The organism is Microcoleus sp. K4-B3 (assembly GCF_036704615.1).
Lineage (GTDB): Bacteria > Cyanobacteriota > Cyanobacteriia > Cyanobacteriales > Microcoleaceae > Microcoleus.
Genome location: NZ_JAUBSF010000217.1, coordinates 1 through 1,675, shown reverse-complemented (window position 1 = coordinate 1,675; position 1,675 = coordinate 1). Strand labels below are relative to the sequence as shown.

The window sequence follows — 1,675 nt, the reverse complement described above, 5'->3', positions numbered from 1 at the left end:
TTTGACTAAATGGTTCGTTGAAATCTTTTGTCGAAGTGAGTGAAATTTTGGATCATTTTTTCGTTGGAACACTCTAATGCCAACGCCCTCAAAACCTACAACGGCGTATTAGGCCTCGCCCCCCAAGTCACCTTCCCTACTGGCAATGGCCCCACATCCGTCAGCATCGGCGACATCAACGGCGACGGGAAACCTGACTTAGCTGTGGCGAACGAGAGCGACAACACTGCCTCGATCCTGCTCAACACTACCACCAACGCCGTCACCCCCAGTTTCGCCACCAAAGTTGACTTCACAACTGGCATTGGACCCATATCCGTCAGCATCGGCGACATCAACGGCGACGGGAAACCTGACTTAGCTGTGGCGAACCAGAACAGCAACTACACTTCCATCCTACTCAACATCACCGCCACCGGAGCCACCACCCCCACTTTCGCCAACCAAGCCACCTTCCCAACTGGCGATGGCCCCCGCTCCGTCAGCATCGGCGACATCAACGGCGACGGGAAACCTGACTTAGCTGTGGCGAACTTCAACAGCGACACCGCCTCGATCCTGCTCAACACCACCCCCACCGGAGCCACCAACCCCACCTTCACCCCCCAAGCCACCTTCGCTACTGGCGATCGCCCCGAATCCGTCAGCATCGGTGACATCAACGGCGACGGGAAACCTGACTTAGCTGTGGCGAACTTCGGCAGCGACAGTGCTTCGATCCTGCTCAACACCACCCCCACCGGAGCCACCACCCCCACTTTCGCCAACCAAGCCACCTTCCCAACTGGCGATGGCCCCGCCTCCGTCAGCATCGGCGACATCAACGGCGACGGGAAACCTGACTTAGCTGTGGCGAACTTCGGCAGCGGCAGTGCCTCCATCCTGCTCAACACCACCCCCACCGGAGCCACCACCCCCACTTTCTCCTCCCAAGTCCCCTTCGCTACTGGCAGTAGCCCCAGGTCAGTCAGCATCGGCGACATCAACGGCGACGGGAAACCTGACTTAGCTGTGGCAAACAGAGGCAGCGACAGCGCCTCCATCCTGCTCAACACCACCCCCAAAGTTACTGCTGTCACCGCCACCACCCCTGACGGCAGCTACGGCGTCGTTGCAACCATCAATATCACCGTCACCTTCGATGCTGCTGTCACCGTTACCGGCACACCCCGACTGCAACTAGAAACCGGTACAACTGACCAATTGGCCACCTACGCCTCTGGTAGCGGCACTACAGCCCTCACCTTCAACTATGTAGTCCAACCAGGAGACTCTTCTGCCGACTTAGAATACCTCGCCACCAACGCCCTCACCCTCAACGGCGGCACAATTCAAGATAACTTGGCTGTGAATGCCGATTTAACTCTTCCCACTTTAGCCTCACCCAACTCCCTCGGCGGTAGTAAAGCCATAGTTATTGATGGTATTGCACCAATAGTTGCCTTAACATCCGCATCCGCAACAACAGTAAATGGTTTATTTAGCGTTACTGCTACCTTTAGTGAAAATGTCACCGGGTTTGATAATACTGATATCACCGTAGCCAATGCTACTGTCAGTAACTTTGTCACAGTTGATGCCAAAACCTACACCTTTGATGGGGAGTATGTCACTTTTGTAGTGAGTAATTATACTCAGGCAGCTTGTCTCTGATTTCCAATTAACCCGTTCAAGT

Annotated in this window: 1 protein-coding gene; it reads left to right on the top strand. The window is 55.1% G+C overall.

The window, feature by feature from the left end:
• The first annotated feature begins 63 nt into the window (after positions 1 to 63).
• Positions 64 to 1,653 (top strand): FG-GAP-like repeat-containing protein, encoded by a 1,590-nt coding sequence (locus QUA78_RS32500; RefSeq protein WP_333399262.1) that lies wholly within the window; start codon positions 64 to 66, stop codon positions 1,651 to 1,653.
• Positions 1,654 to 1,675 lie beyond the last annotated feature (22 nt).